Annotated in this window: 19 protein-coding genes; 8 read left to right on the forward strand and 11 right to left on the reverse strand. The window is 61.9% G+C overall.

Features of this window, described 5'->3' with window-relative positions; all coding sequences use genetic code 11:
- Nucleotides 1-2: 2 nt before the first annotated feature.
- The 3 genes from sdhD to ACQ4W7_RS24765 all read right to left on the reverse strand — a co-directional run bounded on the left by sdhD (nucleotide 3) and on the right by ACQ4W7_RS24765 (nucleotide 1,992).
- Entirely contained in the window at nucleotides 3-368 is a 366-nt protein-coding gene (gene sdhD, locus ACQ4W7_RS24755; RefSeq protein WP_426070720.1) for a succinate dehydrogenase, hydrophobic membrane anchor protein, read from the reverse strand.
- Complete coding sequence (sdhC, locus tag ACQ4W7_RS24760) at nucleotides 368-790, reverse strand: succinate dehydrogenase, cytochrome b556 subunit (protein ID WP_101482191.1); 423 nt, start codon at nucleotides 788-790, stop codon at nucleotides 368-370. The genes sdhD and sdhC overlap by 1 nt, the downstream gene beginning before the upstream one ends.
- Before the next feature lie 305 nt (nucleotides 791-1,095).
- Nucleotides 1,096-1,992, reverse strand: coding sequence for a GntR family transcriptional regulator (locus ACQ4W7_RS24765; RefSeq protein WP_436534037.1), 897 nt, complete (start codon nucleotides 1,990-1,992; stop codon nucleotides 1,096-1,098).
- 304 nt (nucleotides 1,993-2,296) lie between these two features.
- Here ACQ4W7_RS24765 and ACQ4W7_RS24770 point away from each other — a divergent pair, with 304 nt between their 5' ends.
- The 5 genes from ACQ4W7_RS24770 (at nucleotide 2,297) to ACQ4W7_RS24790 (ending at nucleotide 9,231) form a co-directional block, all read left to right on the forward strand.
- The gene (locus tag ACQ4W7_RS24770; RefSeq protein WP_426070722.1) at nucleotides 2,297-3,286 is read left to right on the forward strand and encodes a malate dehydrogenase; all 990 of its coding nucleotides are present in this window, start codon (nucleotides 2,297-2,299) and stop codon (nucleotides 3,284-3,286) included.
- Between the two features lie 111 nt (nucleotides 3,287-3,397).
- Entirely contained in the window at nucleotides 3,398-4,396 is a 999-nt protein-coding gene (locus ACQ4W7_RS24775) for an HpcH/HpaI aldolase/citrate lyase family protein (protein WP_426070723.1), read from the forward strand.
- Between the two features lie 13 nt (nucleotides 4,397-4,409).
- Nucleotides 4,410-4,955, forward strand: coding sequence for a hypothetical protein (locus ACQ4W7_RS24780; RefSeq protein ID WP_426070724.1), 546 nt, complete (start codon nucleotides 4,410-4,412; stop codon nucleotides 4,953-4,955).
- 88 nt (nucleotides 4,956-5,043) lie between these two features.
- Nucleotides 5,044-7,764, forward strand: coding sequence for an aconitate hydratase AcnA (acnA, locus tag ACQ4W7_RS24785; RefSeq protein ID WP_426070725.1), 2,721 nt, complete (start codon nucleotides 5,044-5,046; stop codon nucleotides 7,762-7,764).
- A 213-nt stretch (nucleotides 7,765-7,977) separates the two neighbouring features.
- Nucleotides 7,978-9,231: a DUF2863 family protein gene (locus ACQ4W7_RS24790; protein WP_426070726.1), complete on the forward strand. Its 1,254-nt coding sequence runs from the start codon at nucleotides 7,978-7,980 to the stop codon at nucleotides 9,229-9,231.
- A gap of 143 nt (nucleotides 9,232-9,374) precedes the next feature.
- On the opposite strand, the gene ACQ4W7_RS24795 is transcribed toward ACQ4W7_RS24790, so the two are convergent.
- Both ACQ4W7_RS24795 and ACQ4W7_RS24800 read right to left on the reverse strand, forming a co-directional pair.
- Complete coding sequence (locus ACQ4W7_RS24795) at nucleotides 9,375-9,839, reverse strand: CYTH domain-containing protein (protein WP_436534041.1); 465 nt, start codon at nucleotides 9,837-9,839, stop codon at nucleotides 9,375-9,377.
- Nucleotides 9,840-9,851: 12 nt separating this feature from the next.
- A complete protein-coding gene (locus ACQ4W7_RS24800; protein WP_436534043.1) occupies nucleotides 9,852-10,973 on the reverse strand; it encodes a M14 family metallopeptidase in 1,122 nt (373 codons plus the stop codon).
- A gap of 300 nt (nucleotides 10,974-11,273) precedes the next feature.
- On the opposite strand from ACQ4W7_RS24800, the gene ACQ4W7_RS24805 reads away from it, so the two are divergent.
- A complete protein-coding gene (locus ACQ4W7_RS24805; RefSeq protein ID WP_426070729.1) occupies nucleotides 11,274-11,936 on the forward strand; it encodes a TetR/AcrR family transcriptional regulator in 663 nt (220 codons plus the stop codon).
- A gap of 83 nt (nucleotides 11,937-12,019) precedes the next feature.
- On the opposite strand, the gene scpC is transcribed toward ACQ4W7_RS24805, so the two are convergent.
- A complete protein-coding gene (gene scpC / locus ACQ4W7_RS24810; protein ID WP_436534045.1) occupies nucleotides 12,020-13,513 on the reverse strand; it encodes a succinyl-CoA:acetate CoA-transferase ScpC in 1,494 nt (497 codons plus the stop codon).
- Nucleotides 13,514-13,671: 158 nt separating this feature from the next.
- Here scpC and ACQ4W7_RS24815 point away from each other — a divergent pair, with 158 nt between their 5' ends.
- A complete protein-coding gene (locus ACQ4W7_RS24815) occupies nucleotides 13,672-14,565 on the forward strand; it encodes a LysR substrate-binding domain-containing protein (RefSeq protein WP_436534047.1) in 894 nt (297 codons plus the stop codon).
- A 51-nt stretch (nucleotides 14,566-14,616) separates the two neighbouring features.
- Here ACQ4W7_RS24815 and fucP read toward each other — a convergent pair whose 3' ends face one another.
- Entirely contained in the window at nucleotides 14,617-15,921 is a 1,305-nt protein-coding gene (gene fucP, locus ACQ4W7_RS24820; RefSeq protein WP_426070732.1) for an L-fucose:H+ symporter permease, read from the reverse strand.
- Between the two features lie 303 nt (nucleotides 15,922-16,224).
- On the opposite strand from fucP, the gene ACQ4W7_RS24825 reads away from it, so the two are divergent.
- Nucleotides 16,225-16,458 carry a DUF3563 family protein gene (locus ACQ4W7_RS24825; protein ID WP_426070733.1) on the forward strand — a complete coding sequence of 78 codons (234 nt, stop codon included), beginning with the start codon at nucleotides 16,225-16,227 and terminating at the stop codon, nucleotides 16,456-16,458.
- A 514-nt stretch (nucleotides 16,459-16,972) separates the two neighbouring features.
- Here ACQ4W7_RS24825 and ACQ4W7_RS24830 read toward each other — a convergent pair.
- The 4 genes from ACQ4W7_RS24830 to ACQ4W7_RS24845 all read right to left on the reverse strand — a co-directional run bounded on the left by ACQ4W7_RS24830 (nucleotide 16,973) and on the right by ACQ4W7_RS24845 (nucleotide 21,757).
- Nucleotides 16,973-18,679, reverse strand: coding sequence for a lactate permease LctP family transporter (locus ACQ4W7_RS24830; protein ID WP_436534050.1), 1,707 nt, complete (start codon nucleotides 18,677-18,679; stop codon nucleotides 16,973-16,975).
- Nucleotides 18,680-18,780: 101 nt separating this feature from the next.
- Nucleotides 18,781-20,226 (reverse strand): LutB/LldF family L-lactate oxidation iron-sulfur protein, encoded by a 1,446-nt coding sequence (locus ACQ4W7_RS24835; RefSeq protein WP_436534052.1) that lies wholly within the window; start codon nucleotides 20,224-20,226, stop codon nucleotides 18,781-18,783.
- Nucleotides 20,223-20,939, reverse strand: coding sequence for a LutC/YkgG family protein (locus ACQ4W7_RS24840; protein WP_436534054.1), 717 nt, complete (start codon nucleotides 20,937-20,939; stop codon nucleotides 20,223-20,225). Before ACQ4W7_RS24840 ends, ACQ4W7_RS24835 begins: the two co-directional genes overlap by 4 nt.
- Nucleotides 20,936-21,757 carry a (Fe-S)-binding protein gene (locus ACQ4W7_RS24845; protein WP_426070737.1) on the reverse strand — a complete coding sequence of 274 codons (822 nt, stop codon included), beginning with the start codon at nucleotides 21,755-21,757 and terminating at the stop codon, nucleotides 20,936-20,938. Before ACQ4W7_RS24845 ends, ACQ4W7_RS24840 begins: the two co-directional genes overlap by 4 nt.
- Nucleotides 21,758-21,794 lie beyond the last annotated feature (37 nt).

Genomic DNA, 21,794 nt, shown 5'->3' on the forward strand with positions numbered 1-21,794 from the left:
GATTACACACTCCAGAGTATCTGCACCGTCCAAGCGGCACAAGCGATCAACCACAGCATGGTGGCAATTTGCAGCGTCAAACGGAGGCCAGCGCTTTTCACGTAGTCCATCCAGATATCGCGTACGCCAACCCATGCGTGGTAAAACAGGGCGACGAAAGTCACCAGGCTGAACAATTTAAACCACTGCTGCGCAAACAAACCGGCCCAGCCTTCATAGCTGAAATTATTGCCGGTGAGGAAGGAAATCAGCAGGATGGCGACGTAGGCCACCATGACGATGGCGGTGACGCGTTGCGCGAGCCAGTCGCGCAAGCCGTAATGGGCACCGACGACGAGGCGTTTCGGTCCGATGTTATTGTCTGCCATTAAAATACTCCAAACAGTTTCAAAGCGACCAATGCCGTCAGCACCAGGCTGACAACCAGCACGGAGGTAGCGGTCTTGCGTGCCGAATCTTTTTCGATAGCAACGTGCACATCCATGAACAGGTGGCGGATACCGGCGCAGAAGTGGTGCAGGAAAGCCCAGACCAAAGCCAGGGTGATCAGCTTGACGAACCAGTGCGATGCGATGCCCTGGAAGTAAGCGTAGGACATTTCGGAACGCAAGCTCTGTTCCAGCATGTACAGGATGCAGGGCAGCAGGGCGAAAATGATAAAGCCGCTGATACGATGCAGGATCGAGACGATGGCGCCGACGGCCATGCGATAGTTCGACAATTCGGTAACATGAATGTTACGGAATTCCGGCCGTTCTTTTTTTGGTACTTCTCTTACGGCTTCAGACATAACAAAAACCTCCCCTTGATAACTAAATATTGAAGCGAAGCCGCGATTTTCGCCTATTTTCGCAACCCGCACCAATATCTATTGTTGCATATAACCAAAATGGTTTTTTACTACAAAATATCGCGCTACTTTCCGTAGTTCACGTAATTTAATTACAGAATCGCCGGCAAAACACAGTCCACTCCGGGTGAGCCACGCTTTGCCTGCGCATGCTGTTGTCTCCATGCCCGCCTTGCGACCGGCACTTTCAAGCGATGCACGCCAACCTTGCCGCTTGTCCGGACGCCCGCGGGCGCCCCGCCGCTTCAGCTGAGTTCATTCTGATAATGATGGCGACTGGTCAGGTACAAGCCCCGGCGCAGTTCGACCGGCTTGTCGCCGTAGGTAAACGACACGCGCTCCGAGCTGAGCAATGGCGTGCCGAGATCGATATTGAGCAGTTGCGCGGCGCCTGCGTCGGCGCACACGGCGCGGATTTGCTCGGACGCGCGTATCATGCGCGTGCCAAATTCCGTTTCAAACAGGCCATACATGGGGCCCTTGTATTCCACCAGGCGCTCGGCCGTCAGGCCTTTGAAGATCAGGCCGGGCAGCCACAGCTCTTCGACGATGGTCGGCACGCCGTCGAAATACTGCACGCGCTTGATGAAGATGACGGCATCACCGGACTTCAGGTCCATCAGGCGCGCCACGTCGGCCGGCGCGCGCACGCGCTTGACTTCGATGAACTTGCTTTCTGGATAATGTGGCACGCCTTCGTCCGGCACCAGGCGCAGGAAGCGGAAATGCGCGCGCGCCTCATGGTGGGTGGAAACAAAAGTGCCCTTGCCCTGGCGGCGCATGACAAGATTCTCGGCGGCCAATTCATCGATGGCCTTGCGCACCGTACCCTGGCTGACCTTGAAGCGCCCTGCCAGCTCGACTTCACTGGGAATCAGCTCGCCCGGCTTCCACTCGCCCGATTGCAGGCTCTGCGTGATGAGCGCCTTGATCTGCTGGTACAGTGGACTGAAGGTGGGCGATGCATTGACTACGGGCGTGGCGACGGGCATCGCCCCCGCAGTGGTATTCGTGCCGGCCAGCACAGTGACTGGCGTGCTGGCCGCTGCGGCAGCAGGCGTGGCCGGGGCGCTCGCGGTCGGACTGACCGCCCCGCTTGCAGCAGTGGCATTGTTGGTCAGATTGGACGAGGCGGAATTCATAGTCCGACATTTCAACACAAATCACTACCCGCGTCCAGTAAAACACTCGTAGTTATCTGTCTTATATAAGACATAAGATATGATTGACAGATACAGATCGGAGGCCTAAACTGCCTTCGATAAAACTTGTGAGCCAGCGTTTTATGTTGTCGGCCAGCCACTCTGGCCTCGTGCAGCATGAGCGTGACGGCAGCGTACACCAGCAATTCGGTGGCGCCGGCCGGTTTTGGTATCATTATAGTTTTTCCGGATAAGCGTAAGCCCAGCTTCAAGCCCGTTTTCTTTCCCACTTTGGAGATTCATCATGGCTAAAACCCCAATGCGTGTTGCAGTGACCGGCGCCGCCGGCCAGATCGGCTACGCCCTGTTGTTCCGCATCGCCAATGGCGACATGCTCGGCAAAGACCAGCCTGTCATCTTGCAACTGCTTGAAATCCCGGACGAAAAAGCCCAGAAGGCGCTCAAGGGCGTGATGATGGAAATCGACGACTGCGCCTTCCCGCTGCTGACGGAAATGACCGCCCACGCCGATCCGCTGACCGCATTCAAGGATGTCGACGTGGCCGTGCTGGTTGGCGCGCGCCCTCGCGGCCCGGGCATGGAACGCAAGGACCTGCTGGAAGCGAACGCGCAGATCTTCACGGTACAAGGCAAGGCGCTCGACGCTGTCGCTTCGCGCAATGTCAAAGTCCTGGTGGTCGGCAACCCTGCCAACACCAACGCTTACATCGCCATGAAATCGGCGCCGTCGCTGCCAGCGAAAAACTTTACCGCCATGCTGCGCCTGGACCACAACCGCGCGCTGTCGCAAGTCGCTGCCAAGACCGGCACCGCCGTCAAGGATATCGAGAAGCTGACCGTCTGGGGCAACCACTCGCCAACCATGTACGCCGACTACCGTTACGCCACCGTGAACGGCAAGGCCGTCAAAGACTTGATCAACGACCAGGAATGGAACGCCAACACCTTCCTGCCGACCGTCGGCAAGCGCGGCGCGGCCATCATCGAAGCGCGCGGCCTGTCGTCGGCAGCGTCGGCAGCGAACGCCGCCATCGACCACATCCATGACTGGATGCTGGGCACGAACGGCAAATGGACCACCATGGGCGTTCCTTCGGATGGCTCGTATGGCATTCCTGAAGGCACCGTCTTCGGCTTCCCGGTCACCACCGACAACGGTGAGTACACCATCGTTCAAGGTCTGGAAATCGATGCATTCTCGCAAGAGCGCATCAACCTGACCCTGAAAGAGCTGACCGAAGAGCGCGAAGGCGTGAAACACCTGCTGGCATAAATCCAGTATTGGCGGCGCGGCCTGAGCGCCGCCCGCCAAGAAGGCCGCCCCGCGAGATTCGCGGCGCGGCTGTTTTATCAAGTAGTCTTTACCTGCAGAAATGCCTTAAGCATGCACCCTTCCGAGGTTTTATTCCAAGGCAAACGCCAGCCGCTGTTGCTCGCCGCTTGCGACCACTACGCCGGCTCTGAAAAGCTGATGCGTAAATCGATTGCTTTGCAACAAGAGCTTGGCCCCCTGTTCGACATCACGTTCGACTGCGAAGACGGCGCCAGCGCCGGCAATGAAGAAACCCACGCCCACATGATCGCCGGCCTGCTGGCCAGCGACGAGAACCAGTTCAACCGCATCGGCGTGCGCGTGCACGACGTCGACAGCCCGTTTTTCGCGCGCGACGTGGAAATCATTTGCTCAGCCGCGTCCCGCCTGGCCTACATCGCCGTGCCCAAGGTGGGCGGCGTGCAGGATGCCATGCTGGCCATCGACCTGATCAACCTGCACGCGCGCCGCGCCGGCCGCGACAACCTGCCCGTGCATATCCTGATCGAGACACATGGCGCGCTGCGCGACGCCTACGCGATCGCCGCCCTGCCCCAGGTCGAATGCCTGTCCTTCGGCATCATGGATTTCGTCTCGGCCCACTACGGCGCCATTCCCGCCGCCGCCATGCGCACGCCGGGCCAGTTCACGCACCCGCTGGTGGTGCGCGCCAAGCTGGAAGTGGCGGCCGCCTGCCACGCGCACGGCAAGGTGCCGTCGCACAATGTGACGACCGACGTGCGCGATTCAGCCGTGGTGGCGAATGACGCCCAGCGCGCGACGGCCGAGTTCGGCTACACGCGCATGTGGAGCATCCACCCGGACCAGATCAAGCCCATCATCAAGGCCTTCACGCCGCGCCTGTCCGAAGTCAACGAGGCCAGCAACATCCTGAATGAAGCGCTGCGCGCCAACTGGGGACCGATTGCGCAAAATGGCCGCTTGCATGACCGCGCCAGCTACCGATATTATTGGACCGTTTTGCAACGCGCCAAACTGGCGGGCCTGGGCCTGCCCGAGGCGGCCGCTGCATTACTCAACGCCCCCTCTTCCAGCACCACTGAAAACTGACAGGAATTACACGATGTCCCTCTCCAAATTAGCCATTGCCTGCAGCGTCGCGCTGGGCGCCATGACCCTCACGCTGGCGCCAGCCAGCTTCGCCGCCACGGCAGAGGCAAATCCCAAGGCAGTCAAGGCCAAGCCAAAGGCCAAGACCACCAAGGCCAAGGCGGCCGTCAAGGAAGCCCATCCGCTCGCCATGTCGGTCGCCGACAAGGAAGAAGCCGATGAACCGAACACCACAGGCTCGGCCTCGACCGATTTCAATTGCGAACTTGGCAATAAAATTACCATCTACACCAATGCTACTGACGACAAACACATCGCCCTGCGCTGGAAGAAGCGCCTGCACCGTCTGAGCCGCGTTGGCACCACCACCGGCGCCAACCGCTTCGAGAACCGCTTGTACGGCCTGGTCTGGATCGGCATCCCGGCCAAAGGCATGCTGCTCGATTCCAAGCAGGGCCGCCAACTGGCCAATGAATGCAAGGATGCGGAGCAAGCCAAGCCGGCGGCAGTGCTGGAAGCGGCGCCATCGCTGGGCGTCTTGCCAGTCACTGGCGGCTGATGTGCGTAGCAAGGGCCTCTTCGGGGGCTCAGTCATGTTTTGTAATTTGAATAATCAATAAATAGACGATACCCAACAAGGAGAGGTCATGTCCCGCAACACTCTGAACACGCTCAAGGACTTTAATATTTCGGATAGCAAGAAGGGCAAGCTGTACTCCCTGCCTGCGCTGGAAAAAAGCCTGGGCATCAATGTCTCCCGCCTGCCAGTGTCGATTCGCATCGTGCTCGAATCGGTATTGCGCAACTGCGACGGCAAAAAAGTCACCGAAGAACACGTCAAGCAATTGGCGAGCTGGAGCCCGACCGCCGAGCGCACCGACGAGATCCCGTTCGTAGTGGCGCGCGTTGTGCTGCAAGACTTCACCGGCGTTCCCCTGCTGGCCGACCTGGCAGCGATGCGCAACGTGGCCGCCAAGATGGGCATCAACGCCAAGAAAATCGAACCGCTGGTGCCGGTCGACCTGGTAGTCGACCACTCGGTGACCATCGATCACTACCGCGAAAAGAAAGCGCTGGACCTGAACATGAAACTGGAATTCTCGCGCAACAACGAGCGTTACCAGTTCATGAAATGGGGCATGCAGGCATTCGACACCTTCGGCGTCGTGCCACCAGGCTTCGGCATCGTCCACCAGGTCAACCTGGAATACCTGGCGCGCGGCGTGCACCACGCAGGCAAGAAAGCCGGCGACGTGTACTACCCCGACACCCTGGTCGGCACCGACTCGCACACCACCATGATCAACGGCATCGGCGTGGTCGGCTGGGGCGTGGGCGGCATCGAGGCGGAAGCCGGCATGCTGGGCCAGCCGGTCTACTTCCTGACGCCTGACGTCATCGGCGTGAACCTGTCCGGCGCGCTGCGCGAAGGCTGCACCGCCACCGATCTGGTACTGACCATCACCGAACTGCTGCGCAAAGAAAAAGTCGTCGGCAAGTTCGTCGAATTCTTCGGCGAAGGTACGGAGTCCTTGACCCTGACCGACCGCGCGACGATCGCCAACATGGCACCGGAATACGGCGCGACCATGGGCTTCTTCCCGGTCGACGACGCGACCATCGATTACTTCAAGGGCACCGGCCGCAGCAAGGCTGAAATCGCCGCGTTCGAAAGCTACTTCAAGGCGCAAAACCTGTACGGCGTGCCAAAAGCCGGCGACATCGACTATACACGCGTGGTGGAACTGAACCTGGCTACGGTCGCTCCGTCGCTGGCCGGCCCGAAACGCCCGCAAGACCGTATCGAAATCGGCAACGTCAAGGCGAACTTCGCCGAACTGTTCGCCAAGCCAACCACGGAAAACGGCTTCAACAAGAATCCGGCCGACCTGAACGCCGTGTACGAAACGACGAATGGCGTGAAAGTCTCGAACGGCGACGTGCTGATCGCCGCGATCACCTCGTGCACCAATACCTCGAACCCGAGCGTGATGCTGGCTGCCGGCCTGCTGGCCAAGAAAGCCGTCGAAGCCGGCCTGAAAGTCGCGCCGCACATCAAGACCTCGCTGGCTCCCGGCTCGCGCGTCGTGACCGAGTACCTGACCGCTGCCGGCCTGCTGCCGTACCTGGAAAAACTGGGCTTTGGCGTAACCGCCTACGGCTGCACCACCTGTATCGGCAATGCGGGCGACCTGACGCCTGAGCTGAACGCAGCGATTGCCACGCACGACATCGTCGCCTCGGCCGTGCTGTCGGGCAACCGCAACTTCGAAGCGCGTATTCACCCGAACATCCGCTCGAACTTCCTGGCTTCGCCACCGCTGGTCGTCGCCTACGCCATCGCCGGCAACATGACGCGCGACCTGATGACGGAACCTGTCGGCAAGGGCAAGGGCGGCAAGGACGTCTACCTGGGCGACATCTGGCCGACCTCGGCTGAAGTGTCGGCCATGATGAAGTTCGCCATGAACGCCAAGGTGTTCAAGGACAACTACGCCGACGTCAAGGGCGCGCCAGGCAAGCTGTGGGAGAAAGTCACCACCGTGTCCGGTCAAGTCTACAACTGGCCGAAATCGACCTACATCGCGGAACCGCCGTTCTTCGACAACTTCTCGATGACGCCAGCGGCCGTCGCCACCGGCATCGAAGGCGCGCGCGCACTGGGCGTGTTCGGCGATTCCATCACCACCGACCACATCTCGCCAGCCGGCTCGATCCAGGAAAATGGTCCTGCAGGCAAATGGCTGAAGGAAAACGGCGTCCTGAAAGCGGACTTCAACTCCTACGGCTCGCGTCGCGGCAACCATGAAATCATGATGCGCGGCACGTTTGCCAACGTGCGTATCAAGAACCGCATGATCCCTGCCAAGGCAGACGGTTCGGCAGTCGAAGGCGGCATCACGGTTCACCAGCCTTCTGGCGAACAGATGTCGATCTACGATGCAGCGATGAAATATGTTGCTGAAGGCACGCCAACCATGGTCTTCGGCGGCGAAGAGTACGGTACGGGCTCGTCGCGCGACTGGGCAGCCAAGGGCACCCAGCTGCTGGGCGTGAAAGCCGTGATCACCCGTTCGTTCGAGCGTATCCACCGCTCGAACCTGGTGGGCATGGGCGTACTGCCGCTGCAATTCATCGGCGACGACAGCGTGCAAACCCTGGGCATCACCGGCAATGAAACCTTCGACCTGAAAGGCCTCGAAGGCGAAATCAAGCCACAGCAACTGGCCACCCTGGTAATCCACCGCGCCGACGGCACCAGCGTCGACGTGAAAGTGCTGCTGCGCATCGATACGCCTATCGAAGTTGATTACTACAAGCATGGCGGCATCCTGCCATTCGTGTTGCGTCAACTGCTGGCCGAGTAATCAGCCCAGCTGTGAGGCAAGACAAGAGCGCCGGTTTCGACCGGCGCTTTTTTTCGTCCCTACGCCCCGTTTTTCCTTGAAATTTCGACTATTGGCATGATCTGAGGATAGCTTACGTATTGCGTGCGGCCGAATCCTCTACAATACGGTTATAAGGGTTTATCATTGTTTGACTGATCCATTTTTTTCACTTTCCGAGACTCTTATCCCGCTATGCGTCGTCCTTCCAAAGATTCATCCCATAAACTGACTGCCGACAGCCAGCGCCTGGTCACCTTTGCCCAGGCGATCGTACAAGCAGCCAGCCGTCTCGAAGAGCGGTCCTGGGAACACAGCCTGGATACGCAGCTCCAGAAATTACTCAAAACCGGCCACCAGGACACCATCGACAACACCCTGGGCAGCCTGTTCAAGGAAGACTTGAACGCCTACGACGTGCTGATGGACTGCGTTGAAGCCGTCAGCGAATCGACCGTCATCACGCATGAAGAGGTGCGCTACGACGCCCTGCTGGTGGCCGTGCCCATCCTCGCGTGGACGCGCTTCTCCATCGCTTCCGGCCCCATAGCCGGCGATGCGCACGGCGTATTGTCCGCGCATTTTGCCGCCCACCTGCTGGCCGATGGCACGAAGATGGCCATGGCGCCGACCCTGTATTCGATCGACCAGCTGCCGCGCAGCCACGTCGAGACATTTGCCAAGACGCAGAAGCTGGCACTGGCCGCCCTGAAAGGCACGGCCGTCAAGCCCTCAAGCAAAGAGGCCGAAACGGCGCCCTTCCTGGCCGACACGCGCTACCTGCTGGTGGCCGTGGTGGCGCCAGCTGGTGCACCGCTGTTCCGCTGGCAGACGCCGGCTAGCCAGCTCGACTTCATCGCCGAGCGCAGCGCCGCCCTGGAACAATGGCGCGCGCAGGCGACGCCAACCATCGCCCGCCTGCTGCCCGGCTGCGGCCTGGAGTTGCTGTTGCCGGAAGCGTACTACGTGGCCTGCCGCGAAGCGGACAAGTTGATACGCCCCGTCTCCGTGCGCGCCGCCGTGCACTACCTGACGCACACGCTGGCCATCGAAGCGTCCGAACTGCGCGCCGTCATCGCCGGCTTCGGCGAAGAAGCGGCCGATGGTCAGGTCGACGAGTACCGCATCGCCTTCACCCTGCGCCAGACGCCGGATGTCATCTACGGCATCGTCTGGCCCCTGTATGGCCAGGAAGACGAGGATGGCACGCCAATCGAAGGCCTGATCCAGGTCGGCATTGCCGCGCTGGACAAGCAAAAGACGCCCGTCGATGAAATCATCGAGCACCTGAACGCGGCCGGCGTGACGCAGATCAAGCGCCATGCGGAACGTTTTGTCGGTGAATACTGCGACGATTGCGGCGCGCCTTTGTTTGCCGATCCCGTGGGTGAGCTGGCGCATGCGGAAATGCCGGAAGATACGCCGCAAGGCACCGAACACTTCCATTGATCTGATGACACACTCTTCAAACCTACTGCGCAGCCCGCTACGGTTTGAAGAGGTGTCGATACCTTGATTAAACGACGTTAAAAAACAAAAAGGCGGAACCTCGGTTCCGCCTTTTTGCATGTCAAGCCGCGCTTATCGCGCCATCACCACTGTGAAAACGGGTGACGGATCAAATTCGCGTTGTAATAGCGCGCATCGCCCGACACTTCCGCGCCGACCCAGCCAGGTTTCTCGAAGGGCTGGTCTTCCGAGGCCAGTTCAATCTCGGCCACCACCAGGCCCGCGTTGGCGCCCAGGAACTCGTCGACTTCCCATACCATGCCCGCGTGTTCAATGCGATGGCGGTACTTTTCGATCAGCGGCTGTTCGCACAGGCCGTCGAGCAGTTCGACAGCATCGGCCAGCGGAATCGGATACTCCCACTCGCCGCGCGTCGCGCCCACGTTCGCGCCCTTGATGGTCAGCATCGCCTGCTGCCCCTCGATGCGCACGCGCACCACGCGCTCGCGCGTGGACGACAAATAGCCCTGGCGCAGCAGCACCGCCTGCCCCAGGCCGCGCCAGGCATCGCCTTGCAACAGGAATTTACGCTCGATCTCGACGCCCATGATCAACGCCGCTCAATCCAGCGACAGCAAGATAGGCTGCAGCATGGCCGCGCCCAGTGCCGCGCTGCGCGCGCCATTCCAGCCCACGGCAGGATCCGGCAAGTCAGCGTTTTCCTTGAATGGCATTTCCAGGGTCAGCGCCAGGCAGCCGAAGTGGTGACCGATGTATTTCGATGCCAGAGTCAGCATGTCCGACTTGTACTTGCTGGCCGCGTAGCCGAACTTGTCCTGGAAGTCAGGGCTGGCCTGCTTGTAGCGCTCGATGAAAGCTTTCTGGTGCGCCGCTTGCGCCGGCGTGAAGTTTTCCAGCATTTCGTTACCGGCCACAAAGTTGTACGGCAGCGCTTCATCGCCGTGGATGTCGAAGAACATGTCGACGCCCGTTTCGTGGATCTTGTTTTTCACGCACAGCACTTCCGGGCTGGACTCCAGCGATGGCGTCATCCATTCGCGGTTCAGGTTGGCGCCGGCCGCATTCGTGCGCAGGTTGCCGCGGATGGAACCGTCCGGATTCATGTTCGGCACGATGTGGAACACGGCGCGCTGCAACAGCTTGCGCGCGATCGGGTTGGCGTCGTCCAGCAGCGAGTCAATGAGGCCTTCGACAAACCATTCAGCCATCGATTCGCCCGGATGCTGGCGCGCGATGACCCAGATTTTCTTTTCCGCCTGTGGGTTGCCGATGGTGATCATATTCATGTCGCGGCCGTCGACCGTGCTACCCAGGTCGGACACGCGCGCCAGCGGATGCTCGGCCACTTCGCCCAGCAGACGCAAATGACGCTCCCACGAATACGGTTCGAAATAGGCGTAGTACACGCTGTCGAGTTCCGGCGTATGCGAAATCGTCATGACCTGGCCATCGAACGAGGTCGGCACGCGGAACCAGTTTTCGCTGTCGTAGCTGGCCACGGCCTGGTAGCCTTCATAGCCGGCCGGATAGGTGGCCTGGCCCGCGTTCAGGATGCGCAGCGTGCATGCCTGGTCACGCGCGCCCTGCAAGCGGAAATGGAACCACTGGTGGATATCGGCGTGGCTATCCTTGCGCAAATTCAGGTCGATGGCAGCAAAGCTGGTGGCGCTCACCACGTCGATGGCACCCGAGTCGAAGTTTTGGCTGATTTTAATGGTCATATAATGATACCGTCCAATGTAAGTGTTCCGGCGCTGCCTCGTGGGCTACCGCCGTCGCGCTAAAAACGCAGTGTATGCTATTCCGCTATTTTCCGCCCTTTGGCCCCGTTCGCAAAGCCTGGGCGGGCGATTTATGCACCAATGCGTGGCATCGATGGAAAAGCGCCGGGCAAAAGGGCGAAAAATCGGTGCACTGTCGCATCGACCGGACAAAAAACTGAATTGTAACAATGCCAGACACATTGGCAGCCCGTTGCCACCCTATAATTCTTGCTTTCATAGTGTCGCCAGGAAAGAGTCGTGGACAAGAAGTTGACCAATATTCAGGAAAGAAAGTTACGCGAGGCCCAGGCGCGGCGCGAGCACATCATCGACGTCGTCAAGGATCTCATCAAGAAGGGCGGCGCGCGCGCCGTCTCCATCCGCAAGGTGGCCGAAGCGGCCGGTTTTTCCACCACGGTCGTGTACGCCCTGTTCCGCGACAAGGCCACCTTGATCGCCCAGGCCATGGACAAGGACTTGCTGGAACTGGTGCGTGCCATGCGTGCCGCCTGCGCCAACAGCAACGATCCGTGGGATCGCATCAGCCTGGTCGGCCGCGCCTACATCGAGTACGGTTTCCAGCATCCCGACGAATATTCGCTGATCTTCATGGAATTGCGCCCGCATGCGGAAATCGACGCCGTCGAAGTGGAACACGGCAATATCGAGCAAGATCCTTACGCCTATGCGCTGCACCTGTTCGGCGAGCTGGCGCAGGCGGGCAAGGTGCGCCAGGACGAGCCGGCGCTGCATACGATGACGCAAATCTTCTGGCAATCGCTGCACGGCCTCGTTTCCCTGCGCATCGTCATGGATGCGGGCGACCCATGGACGCCGCACCCGGAAATGAAGGCGCATATCGACGACTTGCTGGCCGTCGTCACGCAAGGCATCCGCCTGCGCTTTGCGCCAGCGGACTGACCCTTGATCTGGCGCTAGGTGCGCCAAGCCGGACAGGCGCGGTGATGCGCCGCCCTGCCCCACTGGCATGCTAAGCAGGTCGATTACGCTGCCAGCATGCTCTGCGTTTCCTGGTAGCGCGTATGCCACGACAGCGCCTGCTCCAGGATGTGCGGCGTGTGGCCGCCGCGCTGGCATGCTGCATCGTAATACGCGCGCAATTGAGCACGGTAATCGGGGTGCGTGCAACGCTCGATGATCAGCGGCGCGCGTTCGCGCGGCGCCAATCCGCGCAAATCCGCATAGCCCCACTCCGTCACCAGCACGTCGACGTCATGCTCCGTATGGTCCACATGCGAGACCATCGGCACGACGCTGGAAATGCGTCCGCCCTTGGCCGCCGATTTCGACACGAACATCGATACTTGCCCGTTGCGCGCAAAGTCGCCCGAGCCGCCGATGCCGTTCATCATGTGCGTGCCGCACACGTGCGTGGAATTGACGTTGCCGTAGATATCGAATTCCAGCGCCGTGTTCAGGGCGATGATGCCCAGGCGGCGCACGATTTCAGGATGGTTGCTGATCTCTTGCGGGCGCAGCACGATCTTCGAGCGGTAATGGTCGATATTATCCATCAGCTTTTGATGCACGGCCGCCGACAGGGTGATCGACGAGGCCGAAGCGAACGCCAGCTGGCCTGAATCGAGCAGCTCGATGGCGCTATCCTGCAGCACTTCCGAATACATCGTCATGTTCTGGAAGGGCGAACCGATCAGGCCATGCAGCACGGCATTGGCAATGGTGCCGATGCCCGCCTGCAGGGGCAGCAATTCCGGCCCCATGCGCCCGGCCGCCACTTCGCCTTGCAGGAAGGCGATCACGTGGCCGGCAATCGCCTGCGTTTCCGCGTCGGGCGGCAAGGCGTTCGACGGGCTGTCCGGGCTGTCCGTGATGACGATGGCGGCGATGCGGGCGGGATCGATGGCAATGGCCGTGCTGCCCAGGCGCTGGTCGACGCGCGTGAGGGGAATCGGTTCGCGTCCCGGCAGGGCTTGCGGAGTATAAATGTCGTGCAAGCCTTCCAGCGCCAACGGCGTGGACAGGTTGATTTCAATGATGACCTGCGTGGCCTGCTGGGCGAAAGCGGCGGAATTGCCCACCGACATGGTCGGGATGATGGCGCCCGCGGCCGTGATGGCCGTCGCTTCGATGACGGCGATATCGACGGCGGCCAGGTTGCCCGAGCGCAGCTGCTCGGCCGTTTCCGACAGATGCTGGTCGATGAACATGACTTCACCGTTGTTGATCTTGCCCCGCAAGACAGGGTCGACCTGGAACGGCATGCGGCGCGCCAGCACGCCCGCCTCGGCCATCAGACCGTCGCTGCCATTGCCCAGCGACGCGCCTGTGATCAGGGTCAGGCTCAAGGGATCTTGCAGGGCGCGCTCAGCCAGCGCGCGCGGCAGGGCCTTGGCGTCGCCGGCACGGGTAAAGCCGCTCATGCCGACACGCATGCCGTTGTGGAACAATTTGGCTGCCTCATCGGCGCTCATGATTTTGCTGAGCAAGCCTGGGTGGCGGATACGGTCCTCGTACATGTGATGCTCCTGATATTCTTAATATTCTCAAACTGGATGGCTGTCATACACCAACCCCATAAGTGGATTCAGTATAAAATCCCGGCTACATGCATGGCATGAATTAATTTCGCCAAACCCAGTCGATATTTTCATGCTTCGCCGAGGCGAGCCCCATCTTGGATATCCGTTCCCTGCGCTATTTTGTCGAAACCGTGCGTCTGTCGAGCTTTACGCAGGCGGCAGAATCGCTGCACCTGACCCAGTCCACCATCAGCAAGATGGTGCGCCAGCTGGAAGAGGAAGTAGGCGCCCAGCTGCTGGTACGCGACGGGCGCAAGCTGACCCTGACGGACACGGGCCGCATCGTCTACCAGCACGGCCAGGAAATGCTGGCCAATATGCGCCAGCTGACCCTCGAAGTGCGCGACACCCAGGCCTTGCAGCGCGGCAGCCTGACGGTCGGCATCCCACCCATGATCAATGTGCTGTTCACGCCTGTATTGAAGGCCTTTCGCGCGCGCCACCCGCACATCAGCTTGACCCTGCAGGAAGACACGGGCCAGCAGATCGAGCGCAAGGTGGCGGCCGGCGAGCTGGAAATCGGCATGACGGTGTTGCCGGCAGACCCGGAACTGGACCTCGTGGCCGTGGAAGTGGCCAACTACCCGATCTGGGCCCTGGCCGAACCGGGCACGTTCCAAAAAAAACGCACGACACTGCCCTTCAAGGCGCTGGCCGAGCTGCCATTGGTGCTGTTAAAAGATGATTTCGCCCTCACGCGCAGCCTGCGCCAGCATTTCGCGCAAGCGGGCTTCACGCCGACCATCGCCGCGCAGAGCGGTCAATGGGACTGGCTGGTGGCGATGGCCTCGGCAGGCCTGGGTGTGGCGCTGCTGCCGGAACCGTTCATCCACCGCCTGGCCGGCGAACCGTTGGAAGCGGTGCGCCTGGTCGAGCCGGAGGTGGCATGGCAGGTGGCGCATATCTGGAGCGGGCGCTATCTGTCGCATGCGGCGCGCGCCTGGCTCGAGGTGTGCCAAGACGTGCTGGGCACGCAATTCGCGCACTGACAAAAAAAAGGTGGCCGAGGCCACCTTTTCGATTGATCATGACAGCGCAGCTTATTTGGCGGCGTCGTCGTTGTACATGCTGGCGTATTTCCAGCCGAAGTACAAAATGAAGGTGTAGCACACGGCCGGCACGAGGAAGGACAGTTGCAGGTTGATGTGGTCGGCCAGGAAGCCCTGGATGAACGGCACGATGGCGCCGCCGACGATGGCCATGCACAGGATGCCCGATCCTTGTCCCGTTTGCGCACCCAGCTTGTTCAAGGCCATGCTGAAGATGGTCGGGAACATGATGGAATTGAACAGGCCGACGGCGATCAATGCCCACATGGCCGTGTGACCACTGGAGAACACGGCAACGAGGATCAGCGCGATGACGACGGCGGCGTTGAAGGCCAGGGTCTTGCCCGGGCTGACATAGCGCATCACGGCAAAGCCGACGAAGCGGCCCAGCATGGCGCCACCCCAGTAGTAGCTGACGAAATAGGCGGCGTCAGCGTGGCTGAGGCCAGCGATATGGCTCTCGCCCAGGAAGTTGATCAGGAAGCTGCCGATGCTGACTTCACCGCCCACATACAGGAAGATGGCCAGCGCGCCCAGCACCAGGTGGCGGTGCGACCAGATCGAGACCTTGTGGCCATCCTGCGCCAGGCTAGCGGCATCGTCGGCATGCGAAATCTTCGGCAGTTTTGCCAGTGCGAACAGCACCGCCAGTAGCACCAGGGTAGCGGCCAGCACCAGATATGGACCTTGTACGGAGGCCGCTTCCTTGGCGCGGTAGGCCAGTTGCTCGGCCGCCGGCAGCAAGTCGAACTGCTGCACCGTCAGCACGGTGCCCGACAGGATCAGCATGCCGCCCAGCGCCGGCGCCACCGTGGTGCCCAGCGCGTTGAACGCCTGCGTCAGGGTCAAACGGCTCGACGCCGTCTGCGGGTCGCCCAGTTCCGTCACGTAGGGATTGGCCGCCACTTGCAGCACGGTGATGCCGGCCGCCAGGATGAAGAAGGACAGGAGGAACAGCGCATAGCTGCCGGTGGACGCCGGGTAAAACATGGCACAGCCGGCGGCCGCGATCAGCAAGCCCGCGACGACGCCGCGCTGGTAGCCGATCTTCTTGATCAGCATGCCGGCCGGCAGCGAGACGATGGCATAGGCGCCAAAGAAGCAGAACTGCACCAGCATCGCCTGTACATAGGTCAGCGTGTAGATCGAGCGCAGATGGGGAATCAGCACATCGTTGAGCGAGGTCAGCAGTCCCCACATGAAAAACAGCACCGTGACAATGATCAGGGCGCCTGTATTGTTTTGCGTGCCGGCCTGCGCGCGCGATGCACCCAGCCCCTGCTTTACGTGTTCCATACTTTCTCCATTGTTCTATCCAAGATTGTCATGCCCTGCCCTGGCCCACCGCTTGCATGGACACCGCCAGGCAGCGGCAGCGCTCGTGTTTGAAAGCAACATCTTTGCAAGGTCGAGCGCGTAGTAAAACTACCTTGCTGCGAGCGCATTATGCCCGAAAGGCCCCGGATTGCGCAGGTTTCCCATCAATTATTCGATAATTGAATAGCTGACATTCGAAAACAAAAGTAGCCTTATAACTTGAAGTCGCTATACTTATATTGCAGTGCAGCACAACGCGGCACGCCACACTAGGAGTCTGCCATGTCTACCGCATTTAGCTATCACACCACGCAAAACAGCAATATCGTCGCCACCCTGGTTCACGCCGCCAAACGTCTTGGCGCCTGGCTGAACCACAACAGCGACCGCCGCGAACGCGCTTACGAAGAAGCCTACCTGGCCGAATCGACCGACCGTTACGATCTGGAATACCGCATGCGCGAATTGGCCCGTGCCAACCCGCAGCCCAGCTGGATGAGCGGCCTGAGCCGTTAAGAGTGACGCAGTACCCAGCAGTTCATCGCAGCCACTCATCGGCTGTTGCAACATCGGTTGCGCCGTCCCGCTCGCCTTGCGCTTGAGCACAGGATGGGCTACACAGGCGGGATGCGAACGCCCGTTACCATGCTCGCCATCGCCGGCAGCCTGCGCGCCGCCTCACTGAACACCGCCCTGCTGCAAGCTATCATCTTGCCCCAGTGCAATATGAGATCTGCATCTATCGGGGACTCGGCGAATGACCCCTGCTCAATCCCGACGGCCTGCCGACTGTGGCGGCCTTGCGTGTAACGGTGCGCACCATGTCGGCGCGCCTGATCGAGGGGGCCTGCATCAGCCTGCATCAGCCTGCCTCTGCTGAGGTCGGGACTGGATGCCGACGGCATCGCCGCGGACCCGGCATTGCGCCGGGCCTGCCTCGCTATGCTGCGGTGCATCAGGTCATTTTCATGACCCTCTGCACGTTTCACTGTCAATTCATCTAGTTTTACTACGTACTTCTACGGACCGGTCAATGCGGGATCATGCCGGTGAACACGTAGGCCTGCAGCATGGTAATGATGCCGATGATCACGGCAAACAACAGGCTGTGCTTCAAGGTAAAGCGGAACAGGTCCGATTCCTTGCCCACCAGGCCCGTTGCGGCGCAGGCGACGGCGATCGATTGGGGCGAAATCATCTTCGCCGTCACGCCGCCCGTCGTATTGGCCGCCACCAGCAAGGTATCGGAGACGCCGATCTGGTGCGCCGTGGTGTTTTGCAGGGAGCAGAACAAGGCGTTCGAGGACGTGTCGGAACCCGTCAGGAAGACGCCCAGCCATCCCAGGAATGGCGAGAAGAACGGGAAGGCGACGCCACTGCCGGCCAGCAGCAGGGCCAGGGTGGACGACATGCCCGAGTAATTGGCAACGAAGGCAAACGCCAGCACCAGGCCGATCGACAGCACGGGACGGCGCAATTCCACCACGGTTTCCACGAACGCCTTGATGCCATCGCGCGGCTTCATGCGCAGCATCCACATCGACAGCACGGCCGTCAGCAAGATCGCCGTGCCCACGGCCGACAGCAGGTCGAGCTTGAAGACGGCGTCATACGCCTTCGGCACGGTCACGATGGGCATGCTCTTGATCACCAGTTGGTCCAGGTAGGGCACGTGGATCTTGATGACCAGGCTCGATAGCGCGCCGCCAGCGGCAAACAGGGCCTTGAAGCCGGGCAGGCTCCACACGGTGACGATGGCCGTCAGCAGGCCGAACGGCGCCCAGGCGCGCATGGTCTGCGCCGTCGTGTAGGGCGAGGCGGCGCGGTTGCCGCTGCCGCGCACGTCCGCCTTGCCCGCACCACCGCCAAAACCGGACAGCGCGGCCGCGCCGCCGCCGACGGCATGGGCCACTTTCGCATTCTTCGGCTGCCACACCTTCAGGAACAAGGTCAGCGACACCAGGCTGACGAGGGCCGAGGTGATGTCCGGCAGCTCCGGGCCGATGTAATTGGACGTGTAGTACTGGGTCACGGCGAAACTGCCGCCCGTCACCAGCGCGGCCGGCCATACTTCGCGCACGCCGCGAAAGCCATCCATCATGAACACCAGCCAGAACGGCACCAGCAGCGACAGCAGCGGCAACTGGCGGCCCGCCATGGCGCCGATCAGGAACGGGTCGATGCCCGTCACCTGGCCCGCCACGATGATGGGGATGCCCATGGCGCCAAAGGCCACGGGCGCCGTGTTGGCGATCAGGCACAGGCCAGCCGCGTACAACGGGTTGAAGCCCAGACCCACCAGCAAGGCCGAAGTGATCGCCACGGGCGCGCCAAAGCCGGCCGCGCCTTCCAGGAAGGCGCCGAAGGCAAAGCCGATCAGCAGCACCTGCAGGCGCTGGTCGTCCGTGACCGACAGTACGGAAGCGCGGATGATGTCGATCTGCCCCGTCTTGACGACGATTTTATACAGGAAGACGGCCGTGACGATGATCCAGGCGATGGGCCACAAGCCGTACGCGAAGCCGTAGCCGGCCGCCGCCAGCGCCTGCGGCACGGGCATGCCGTAAGCGAAAATCGCCACGGCCAGCGCCAGCGCCAGGGTGACGGCGGCCGCCACGTGGCCCTTGATGCGCAGCGCCGCCAGGGCGATGAAGAAGAAGATGATGGGAACGGCTGCCGCCAGCGACGACAGCCACAAGCTGCCGAGCGGTGTATAAAGTTGGGTCCAGGTTTGCATGTCGGGTCTCCTCCGGTGGATGCGGGTTGAGTGAAAAAACGGCTTTTGATGTCATTGTGTGTAGCGTGTTTTTTGCGGTGCAGCGGTGCTGCCGGGCCTGGCTATTCTTCCTGCCCGCGTGCATTGAGCAAGTCGGCCAGGCTGCGCGGCGCCGGCATCAAGGGCTTGCGGTGCTGCGTCCAGCCCAGTTGCGCGCGCGGCGTCAGCAGCCGCAGCCGCGTGGCGGCCCAGCGGAACAAACGGTAGCTGGCAGGACGCGCAAAGGCGCCGCTCCAGAAGCGCCAGATCAGGCTTTCGCCGCGGCTGAACTTGGCGCCCTGCCCGCGCAGCGGATGCGCAACCTGCTCTGCCGGATTACGGTTGGCTTCCGTGCGCAGGCGCACCAGCAGTTGCGGAATCGGGATGCGCACGGGGCATACCTCGCCGCAGGCGCCGCACAGGCTGGACGCGGTGGCCAGGTCGGCCGTTGCGTCCAGCCCCAGCAAGTGGGGCGAAATGATCTTGCCGATCGGCCCCGGATACGTGGTGCCGTAGGCGTGGCCGCCGATGCGCGTATAGACTGGGCAGTGGTTCATGCAGGCGCCGCAGCGGATGCATTGCAGGGTAGCGCGCAGTTGCTCGTCCGCGTAGGCCTGACTGCGGCCGTTATCGAGCAAGACCAGGTGCACTTCGCGCGGCCCATCTTTTTCACCCGCGCGGCGCGGCCCCGAAATCAGGTTGAAATACGTGGTGATGGCTTGCCCCGTCGCCGAACGCGTCAAGAGGCTGGCCAGCGGGACGATATGTTCCAGCTTGGCCACCACTTTTTCCATGCCCATGATGGCGATGTGCACCTCGGGCACGGACGTCGTCAAACGGCCATTGCCCTCGTTTTCCACCAGCCACAGGGTGCCCGTGTCGGCGGCCGCGAAGTTCACGCCCGACAGGCCGATGTCCGCCTCGACGAAGGCTTGGCGCAAGGCGCGCCGGCCCGTCTGGATCAGACTGTCAACGTCTTCCGTGTAGGGCGCATCAGGAATGTGCTCGGCGAACAGGCCGGCGATGTCCGCCTTGGTCTTGTGGATCGCCGGCATGACGATGTGCGACGGCTTTTCGCCGGCCAGCTGGACGATGTATTCGCCCATGTCCGACTCCAGGCACGTCATGCCGCGCGCTTCCAGGTAGTGATTGAGTTCGATTTCCTCGCTGGCCATCGACTTGCCCTTGATGAAGCGCGTCGCGTGGTTCCTTTCGGCGATGGCGTGGATGATGGCGTTGGCTTGCTCGCCATCCTCGGCCCAGTGCACCTGCACGCCCGCCGCTGTCAGCTTGTCTTCCAGCTGCACCAGCAAATCGGGCAAACGCGCCAGCGCGTGCTGGCGCACGGCTTCGCCGATGTCGCGCAGGCGTTCCAGCTCGTCGCCGTCGGGGAACTGGGCGCTGCGCTTGTCCTGCAAGAAATCCATGGCGCCGCGAAAACTCTGGCGCAGTTTCGGGTCGTCCAGCGCGGCGCGGGCGCGCGCATGGAAGTCCGCCGGCGTGACGAATTGCATGGGCTTGGCGTTCATGGCTGGCCTCCTTCATGGGCTGACAAGTCATCGACGATCAGCACCCACAGCCAGCGCGGACCGTGCGCGCCATACGCCAGGGTTTGTTGGATGTCGGAGGTTTTCGAGGGGCCCGACACCAGCGCCAGGTTGGCCGGCATGCCGTCCGCCCAGCGCTCGGCGCGCGCCGCCGCATGCAAGTCCGCGTGCAGGGTGCTCGCATACACCAGGCAAATGTGCAAGGGCGGCGCCAGCGACACCGTGCGCGGCGTGGCCGCGTCGGGCGCGATGACCAGGGTGCCCGTGGCGGCGATGCCCGAACGGGCGACGGTAAAGCCGGCATCGACGGTATCGAACAATTCGCCCTTCCACTGCGCCAGCGGACGTTCAAAAGACAGCGCTTCCACCTTGGGCGGCAAGGCAGCGCGCAAGGCCTGGCCTTCGGCGCTGCCGGTATCGAGCAGCAAACGGCGCGCGCCGTGCGCAGCCAGGCGCTGCGCCAGCAAGGCGGGCCAGGCATCGCCGCTGACGCAATCGACATCGGCATGCGCGACGCGCAAGGCTGCCTGCATGGCGGCTATCGCACCCAGTGGCGACAGCGGCGCTTGCGCGCGGCGCGCCAGGTAGTGATTGTCGATAGCGACGTCGACGACCTCCACCGCCTCAGGCGCGGACGGCGCCGCGGCGCGCAGACGCCCCAGCATGCGTTCGCGGGCAGTCAATGCCGTACTCATGGCGCACCTCCCGTGCGGCGCCACAAGAAGCTGGCCAGGTGCTCGACGGGCAGCGGCGCGCCCTGGTGCTGCGCGGCGTGGCCGATATTGAGCAGGCAGCCGCAGTCGGCCGAGACGAGCCGGTCGCAGCCCGTGGCGCAGGCGGAGGCGATCTTGTCGCTGACCATGGCGCCGGAAATATCCGGATGTTTCAATGAAAACGTACCGCCGAAGCCGCAGCATTCGGATTCGCGCTGATGCTCGATGCGCGTCACGCCGGGCAAGGCGTCGAGCAGCGCCACGCCATGGACTCGCGTGCCCATCTCGCGGCGCGCGCCGCACGAGGTATGCAGCACCACATGTTCATCGGCCTGCCCGGGGTCGGCCAGGGCCAGGCCGGCCAGGTCGAGTTTCAGCACGCAGACGAGAAATTCGCTCAGTTCATACACGCGCTCGGCGAGTTCCAACGCCTTGGGGCCGGCCACGGGGTCGTCCTGGAACAGCTGCGGCCAGTGGTGGCGCATCATGCCGGCGCAGGAGCCGGACGGCACGATCACGGGCCACGGCTGCGCAAACAGGTCGAGCTGGGCGCGCGCCACGGCACGCGCCTGTTCCGGGTTGCCGCTGCTGTAGGCGGGCTGGCCGCAGCAGCTCTGGCCACGCGGATAATGCACCAGCAAGCCTTCCCGTTCCAGCAGGCGCACCGCGTCGAGTCCCGCCTGCGGCACGAACAGGTCCACCAGGCAAGTGGCGAACAGATACACCTGGAGCGGTGCGGGCGGGTAGCGGCGTGGTGCACGGTTCGGTACGTGAGGCGGCTGGCGCGGGTCTGGCTGCATGCGTGTGTCTCCCGGCGCTCTGTGTGTGGCTGCGGCG

It is taken from the genome of Janthinobacterium algoris (genome assembly GCF_051380935.1).
Classification (GTDB): Bacteria; Pseudomonadota; Gammaproteobacteria; order Burkholderiales; family Burkholderiaceae_D; genus Janthinobacterium.

Excerpts from the sequence above, each read along its gene's own strand:
- ACQ4W7_RS24800 (WP_436534043.1), bottom strand. The coding sequence starts at position 10,973 with ATGACCATTAAAATCAGCCAAAACTTCGACTCGGGTGCCATCGACGTG.
- sdhD (WP_426070720.1), bottom strand. The coding sequence starts at position 368 with ATGGCAGACAATAACATCGGACCGAAACGCCTCGTCGTCGGTGCCCAT.
- ACQ4W7_RS24770 (WP_426070722.1), top strand. The coding sequence starts at position 2,297 with ATGGCTAAAACCCCAATGCGTGTTGCAGTGACCGGCGCCGCCGGCCAG.
- acnA (WP_426070725.1), top strand. The coding sequence starts at position 5,044 with ATGTCCCGCAACACTCTGAACACGCTCAAGGACTTTAATATTTCGGAT.
- ACQ4W7_RS24835 (WP_436534052.1), bottom strand. The coding sequence starts at position 20,226 with ATGAACGCCAAGCCCATGCAATTCGTCACGCCGGCGGACTTCCATGCG.
- sdhC (WP_101482191.1), bottom strand. The coding sequence starts at position 790 with ATGTCTGAAGCCGTAAGAGAAGTACCAAAAAAAGAACGGCCGGAATTC.
- ACQ4W7_RS24840 (WP_436534054.1), bottom strand. The coding sequence starts at position 20,939 with ATGAGTACGGCATTGACTGCCCGCGAACGCATGCTGGGGCGTCTGCGC.
- fucP (WP_426070732.1), bottom strand. The coding sequence starts at position 15,921 with ATGGAACACGTAAAGCAGGGGCTGGGTGCATCGCGCGCGCAGGCCGGC.
- ACQ4W7_RS24825 (WP_426070733.1), top strand. The coding sequence starts at position 16,225 with ATGTCTACCGCATTTAGCTATCACACCACGCAAAACAGCAATATCGTC.
- ACQ4W7_RS24765 (WP_436534037.1), bottom strand. The coding sequence starts at position 1,992 with ATGAATTCCGCCTCGTCCAATCTGACCAACAATGCCACTGCTGCAAGC.
- ACQ4W7_RS24790 (WP_426070726.1), top strand. The coding sequence starts at position 7,978 with ATGCGTCGTCCTTCCAAAGATTCATCCCATAAACTGACTGCCGACAGC.
- ACQ4W7_RS24775 (WP_426070723.1), top strand. The coding sequence starts at position 3,398 with ATGCACCCTTCCGAGGTTTTATTCCAAGGCAAACGCCAGCCGCTGTTG.
- ACQ4W7_RS24795 (WP_436534041.1), bottom strand. The coding sequence starts at position 9,839 with ATGGGCGTCGAGATCGAGCGTAAATTCCTGTTGCAAGGCGATGCCTGG.
- scpC (WP_436534045.1), bottom strand. The coding sequence starts at position 13,513 with ATGTACGAGGACCGTATCCGCCACCCAGGCTTGCTCAGCAAAATCATG.
- ACQ4W7_RS24845 (WP_426070737.1), bottom strand. The coding sequence starts at position 21,757 with ATGCAGCCAGACCCGCGCCAGCCGCCTCACGTACCGAACCGTGCACCA.
- ACQ4W7_RS24780 (WP_426070724.1), top strand. The coding sequence starts at position 4,410 with ATGTCCCTCTCCAAATTAGCCATTGCCTGCAGCGTCGCGCTGGGCGCC.
- ACQ4W7_RS24830 (WP_436534050.1), bottom strand. The coding sequence starts at position 18,679 with ATGCAAACCTGGACCCAACTTTATACACCGCTCGGCAGCTTGTGGCTG.